Source organism: Parvibaculum sp. (assembly GCF_049672805.1).
Taxonomy (GTDB): Bacteria; Pseudomonadota; Alphaproteobacteria; order Parvibaculales; family Parvibaculaceae; genus Parvibaculum.
The window spans coordinates 1-5,648 of record NZ_JBATWS010000404.1; the positions used below are offsets into that span (position 1 = coordinate 1).

At 61.7% G+C, this 5,648-nt stretch carries 4 protein-coding genes; 2 read left to right on the forward strand and 2 right to left on the reverse strand.

The window, feature by feature from the left end:
- The first annotated feature begins 144 nt into the window (after nucleotides 1–144).
- Nucleotides 145–2,085 carry a glycosyltransferase family 2 protein gene (locus WBF74_RS12575; protein WP_424440431.1) on the forward strand — a complete coding sequence of 647 codons (1,941 nt, stop codon included), beginning with the start codon at nucleotides 145–147 and terminating at the stop codon, nucleotides 2,083–2,085.
- A gap of 79 nt (nucleotides 2,086–2,164) precedes the next feature.
- Nucleotides 2,165–2,692, forward strand: a complete 528-nt coding sequence (locus WBF74_RS12580; protein WP_424440433.1) for a response regulator — start codon at nucleotides 2,165–2,167, stop codon at nucleotides 2,690–2,692.
- Here WBF74_RS12580 and WBF74_RS12585 read toward each other — a convergent pair.
- Both WBF74_RS12585 and WBF74_RS12590 read right to left on the reverse strand, forming a co-directional pair.
- Entirely contained in the window at nucleotides 2,689–4,218 is a 1,530-nt protein-coding gene (locus WBF74_RS12585) for a malonate--CoA ligase (RefSeq protein WP_424440435.1), read from the reverse strand. The two genes, WBF74_RS12580 and WBF74_RS12585, sit on opposite strands and share 4 nt — an antisense overlap.
- 304 nt (nucleotides 4,219–4,522) lie before the next feature.
- On the reverse strand, nucleotides 4,523–5,648 hold a 1,126-nt coding region (locus WBF74_RS12590; protein WP_424440437.1), incomplete at its 5' end, for a DsbA family protein.

Sequence of the window (5,648 nt, forward strand, 5' to 3'; positions counted from 1 at the left end):
AGCAAGCACCGTGCCCGGATTCGGGCTGAACCCACGTCTGAAATATTCGATTTTGTTAACACAATCTTTATTATACGATTACGCTCAACAACAAATGATGCCGGAATAAACTCAAATCCAGACGGGATCCCCGGGGGAGGACCATTGGAAGAGAAGTCGGCGAATAAAGCAGGCCAGATCGGGCCTGTCCGGGAGGGTGTTGCCTCACGCGACCGCAAGGCGGCGCGGCGAGATCGCTCTCGCCCCCTTCTCGGGGAACTCGCGCTCGAGGCGGACCTTCTCCTGCCCGACATGCTCGCAAAGGCACTGGAGCGGCAGCGGCAATGGGGCGGGTCGCTCGGCCGGGTGCTGGTCAGCACCGGCGCGATGCGGGATGCGGATGTTGCCCGGCTCTATGGCGAACAGCGTGGCATCCCTTTCATCGATCTTGCCGCCGAGCCACCGGACCCCGAGCTTGCGAAGGCCGAGATACTTGATTTTTACCTGCGGGAGCTTTGCCTTCCGTGGCGGCGGCAGGGCACTGAAACGGTCTGGGTGGCAGCCGACCCTGACATTGCGCATGCCGCCATTGCCGAACAGGAAGGCCGCTCGCAGCCGGTATTCATTGCCACACAGCGCGACATAAGGCGGGCGCTGCAATCCGGTTTTTCGGAAGTGCTGACGGAGCGCGCCGTTTTCGGGCTTCTGAAGCAAATGCCCGAAAGCTCCGCCGCCACGCGACTCTCCACGCCACAGATACACTGGCTCACCATCGGCCTGCTCGCGCTTTTCTGCCTCGCGCTGGCAAATCCGTCAGGCCTCTTCAAAGCCGCAAACATCGCTGTCGGCATGGTCTTTCTGGCCGGGGCGGCGCTTCGCTATGCCTCGATCTTTGTCGGGCTGCTCGCACCCCGCACGAAGGAGGAGCGCGCTTTCGCCAATCACGGCGCACCACCCGACACCGATTTGCCTGTCTATACGGTCATGGTGCCGCTCTTTCGTGAGGCGCGGGTGCTGCCCTTCCTTGTCGATGCCTTGCGCGACCTCGACTATCCGGCATCGAAGCTGGAAATCCTGCTGCTCTTTGAGGAAGACGACGCCGAAACAATCGCGGCTGCCAAGGCGCTCGACCTGCACGATCATTTCAGCTTCATCATCATCCCGAAAAGCCTTCCCCGGACAAAGCCCAAGGCCTGCAACTTCGCCCTGCCCTTTGCGCGCGGTGACTATCTCGTCATCTATGATGCGGAAGACCTGCCCGAGCCGCAGCAACTGAAGAAAGCCATTGCCGCCTTTGCGCTCGGGGATGAACGGCTTGCCTGCGTTCAGGCTCAGCTCAATTATTACAACTGGAACGAAAACTGGCTGACCCGGCAATTCGCCATCGAATACGCCGCCTTTTTCGACTTGTTGCTGCCAACCATGGTGCGGCTCGGCCTGCCCATTCCGCTAGGTGGCACGTCCACCCATTTCCGCCTCTGTGCCTTGCGCAAGGCAGGTGCATGGGATCCCAATAATGTGACGGAGGACGCCGATCTCGGCATTCGCTTCGCGCTGATGGGCTATCGCTGCGGCATCATCCACTCCACCACGCAGGAGGAAGCGAATTGCCGCCTGCCCAACTGGATCCGGCAACGCTCCCGATGGGTCAAGGGCTGGCTCCAGACCTATCTCGTGCGGATGCGCCACCCGCTACGGCTCTACAGAACACTCGGGTCCAAGGGCTTTCTCGGCTTTCAGATTCTTGTCGGCGGCTTCACGCTTTCAAATCTGGTCCATCCGCTCTTTTATGGATCGGCGCTGCTGTCCCTTGCCTTCTCCGCCGCTGACCCGGCTGAGGGCCACGCGCTCGCCATCTTCAATCTTCTGGTTTTGATTACCGGATATGGGCTTGCGATCCTGGCCGGGCTTGCCGCCGTCTCCGCGCGGGGACTTTCATCCCTGATCGCCCACCCGCTGATGATGCCCGCCTATTGGCTTCTCATCTCAATCGCCGCCTACAAGGCGCTCTGGCAACTCATGACGCGGCCCTTTCATTGGGAGAAGACCGACCACGGGTTGAGCCGGATGCTGCCCCGCCTGAAAAACCCCGAAAACCGGCGCTGAAAGGGGTGACGCTAACCAATCGCTAAGACTGCAAGGAGCATATTGCCTGCGCGCTACCATCAGTCGCCGAGAAAGAGACATGTCACAAGAGCCTGCCACAAACCGCCTGACCGTCAGCCCTGAAACCTATGCACAGCTCGGTGTGCTGATCGTCGAAGACACGGTGTTCATGGCCAATATGCTGCGCGGCATTCTGACCGGGCTTGGCGTGCGCAATATTTCAAGCGCCCGCTCCGGCGAAGATGCGCTGAGCGCATTGATCCGTGGCAAGGTTGATCTGGCGATCATGGATGATCTGGAGCCGCCGCTTGACGGGCTTTCCGTCGTGCGCGCGATCCGCAATGCGGACGAAGACAATCTCGCAAGCATTCCCGTGATCTATCTCACGACGAAGCGGGAGCGCAGCGCGATCATTGAAGCGCGGGATGCGGGCGTAACGGAAATTCTCTCCAAGCCCTTTTCTGCGCAACAGCTTATCGACCGCATCGAAGTGGTGCTGACCCGGCCGCGCGCCATTATCCGCACGCCTGTCTTCACCGGCCCGGATCGCCGCCGCCGTGATGGCAAGACGCCTGTGCGCCGCCGCGAAAGCGATCAGCGCCGCTAGTTCTTGCAGGCGTCGCGATATTCATCACGCAGCAGGTTTTTCTGCACCTTGCCCATTGTGTTGCGCGGCAGGTTTTCCACGAAGAAGGCCCGCTTTGGCACCTTGTAGTTTGCGAGCTTCTCTTTCAGCCGCGCGATGACCGTCTTTTCGTCAAGGCTTGCGCCGGGGCGCAGCACGATGACGGCCACACCCGCTTCACCGAAATCCGCATGAGGGACACCGACAATGGCGGATTCGAGCACTTCCGGCATGTCATCCACCAGTTCCTCGATCTCTTTCGGATAGACGTTGAAGCCGCCCGAAATGATGAGATCCTTTGCGCGCCCGACGAGATGGACATAGCCATCCGCATCAATCATCGCGACATCACCGGTCTTGAACCAGCCGCCTTCCGCAAACTCCTCGGCTGACTTTTCCGGCATGCGCCAATAGCCGCTGAAAACATTCGGCCCGCGTACCTGAAGACCGCCGACCTCGCCCACGCCAAGTTCCACACCTTCATCCGACATGACGCGCACTTCCGTGCCGGGCAGCGGAAAGCCGACCGTGCCGGCCCGGCGCTCGCCATCATAAGGGTTCGATGTATTCATGCCGGTCTCGGTCATGCCATAGCGTTCAAGAATGGCTTGCCCCGTGCGCGCGCGGAATTCCTCGAAGGTTTCTGCGAGAAGCGGGGCCGAGCCTGATGTGAAAAGCCGCATATGGGCGACGAGATCGCGGTTGAAGTCGTCACCCGCAAGAAGCCGCGTATAGAAGGTCGGCACGCCCATGAAGCTTGTCGCGCGCGGCAATTCGCGGATCACCATGTCGCGATCAAACTTGCCGAGCCAGATCATGCGGGCGCCTGCGAGCAACGCACAGTGACAGGCCACGAAGAGCCCATGCGCATGGAAGATCGGCAGCGCGTGGAGAAGCACATCCTTTTCCGTGAAGCGCCAACCATCGCGCAGCGCAAGTCCGTTGGAAGCGAGATTACGGTGGCTCAGCATCGCGCCTTTGGGCTTTCCGGTCGTGCCTGACGTGTAAAGGATGGCAGCGAGATCATCTGCCTCCACCGCAACAGGCGGCACTATCTCTGTCACCTGCGCTGCCTCATCCATCAGACTGCCGCGTGCTTCTGCATCAAGCGTCAGCACATGGGGGGTGGCGTTGCGCTCTGCGATTTCGAGAATGGGCTTTTCGGCGGAAGGGTCGCAGATGATGAGCGACGGCTCGGCATTGCCGACGAGATAATCCACCTCGTCAAAGCGATAGGCCGTGTTCATAGGCAGAAAGACAAAGCCGCCGCGCAAACAGGCAAGATAAACGCCAAGCGCTTCCGGGGATTTCTCCACCTGCAGCGCCACGCGATCCCCGGACTCGAGCCCGCGCTGCGCAAAAAGAGACGCGAGCCGCGCGGCGAAGGAAAGGAGATAGTCCGCGCTCCAGTCGCGCAGACCATGCGTCCGATCCGGCGCTTCGAGAATGATCCGCGAGCGATCCTTCGGGAGAGAGTTTTCGATCAGCGTAAAAAGGGAATGGCTCATGGTGCTCCCGCTGCAAGAGCCGGCTGCGTCCGGCGCGGTGTTTATAGCCGAAATCCGCGCTCGGGGGCCATGCCAGGCATGGCCTCGCCCTTCTGAACTGATCTGCCGCGTCAGACGATCAGCGTCAGCGCCGCAATCATGACGAACAGCGTCAGGCCGATAAGCACTCCGAGCGCCCCGGCCGCAACATGCCGAACAATGCCCATTCCTGCCTCCCGAATCCGGTTATGGCGATACTGCGAGGCGAGAATGCCCCGCGGGCATCATGCAGCGCATGACCCATATGGACCATTAACGGGGAGAATCAGGGATTTGCCTTGAGCCAGTCCCGAATATCCTGTTCCAGCGCCCAGAAACGGTCCTGCCCCCAATGGGCGGGCATGCCCTCAACGCGGAAAGAGGGCACACCCCATAGCCCCGCTTCGAACAGCGCCTGCCGGTTCCGTTCCACCTCCGCTTCCCAGCCCGGATCGGCCAGCGCCTTCTTCACCGTTTCCGGCGCAAGCCCCGCGCGGCGGGCGATATCCATGAGGCCGCTATCCGTGGCGATGTCGATGCCATCGGCAAAGACGGCCTTGCCGGCAAGCTCGGCAAACTCCTCACCCTTGCCGAGCGGAATGGCATGATGGAGCACAGCGAGCGCACGGGCCGCACCTGCGCCGACGGAATCAACCACCGTGCCGAAGGGCAGCCCCGCCCGCTCCGCTTCGCGCTTCGTGTCGCGGACGATATAGAGGCGCTTCACCAGCGGCACCGGCAAGCCGCGCATAACCATAGGCAAGACGAAGCGCAGCCGAAGCTCGGCGTTGTAGTGCCGGGCGAGCTTTCGCATGCGCGGCACCGATATCCATGAATAGGGGCTGCGGAAGGAGAACCAGTAATCAATCACGGGGCGGCGGCTTGAGGGCGGCGGTGGCGCAAGGGTGAGGTCGCGCCAGGGGGCGAGCATGGGCGTGCCGGGGGCGCGGTCGAAGCCTGCTTCCGCAAGCCGCTCCTCCAGATGGTTGAGACGGTCAACACCCCAATACCACTCGCCCTCGAAGCAGAACATGCCGCTCAGATAATGGCCGAGCTTGAGGCGCTTTGCCGCCCCCGCGCGGAGGGCGCTTTCCGTTTCTGCGCCCGAGGCGACGCCATATTCTTCCTGCAACCGGCCAAGTGCGTTCTTGTCGCCGGTCCAGAGCGCGTGCCCTGCGGGTACGGCAAGATGCACGAAGTTGCCGCGCCCGACCGCCTTTGCGAGCAATGCCGTGGCGCGCGCGACAAGTGTTGCATCAGGCGCTGCCGCACTTTCAGGAAACTCTAGCCCGTATTCCCGCGCGACGCGCGCCGCATCGCGGCGGGCATAGGCAAGGAGCAATTCATATTCGGGGGCGGCGGCCGCATCCGGCGCAGGTACGAGCCAGCATTTCACCTCGACGCCATAGCGC

What these genes read in the sequence shown, in the direction of transcription:
- WBF74_RS12585 (WP_424440435.1), bottom strand. Translation starts at nt 4,218, where the DNA reads ATGAGCCATTCCCTTTTTACGCTGATCGAAAACTCTCTCCCGAAGGAT.
- WBF74_RS12580 (WP_424440433.1), top strand. Translation starts at nt 2,165, where the DNA reads ATGTCACAAGAGCCTGCCACAAACCGCCTGACCGTCAGCCCTGAAACC.